Here is a 382-nt window from a genome sequence, read left to right on the forward strand (position 1 = left end):
GACCCACTCCTCGATCTTCGGCAAGAACCCATCCAGCATCCGCGGCCGCCGGCCCGGCCCCATCACCGGCGCCCCCGCATCCCGGGCAGCGACGTAACGCCGCACCGTCTTCGCATCCACCCCCGCCAGCCCCGCCGCCGAATGCGCGGACCCCGTGGCGTCGAACGCCTCCAGAATTTCCATGATCTCCCTGTCAGACTTCTTCATGCGTCCCTCCGGTGGGTACCTGCTCGTGGTGGTAGAAGACCTCGAGCAAACCCCGGAGGGACGCGCATTTCGGGACCGACACGGCCCGATCCCAGGACCACAGACAGGGAGATCAACTGTCCGTCAGCAGGGAAATCCGTGTCCGCCTACAGGGAGATTGGCATGTCCGCTAGCA

The 382-nt window shown here is 66.0% G+C and carries 1 pseudogene; it reads right to left on the reverse strand.

Going from position 1 to position 382, the window contains the following annotated elements:
* Positions 1–207, reverse strand: a pseudogene (locus ACT3SQ_RS19335) (IS21 family transposase); the annotation flags it as partial.
* Positions 208–382: the final 175 nt, after the last annotated feature.

Origin of the sequence: Brachybacterium sp. AOP42-C2-15 (genome assembly GCF_052377065.1) — a bacterium.
Taxonomy (GTDB): Bacteria; Actinomycetota; Actinomycetes; order Actinomycetales; family Dermabacteraceae; genus Brachybacterium.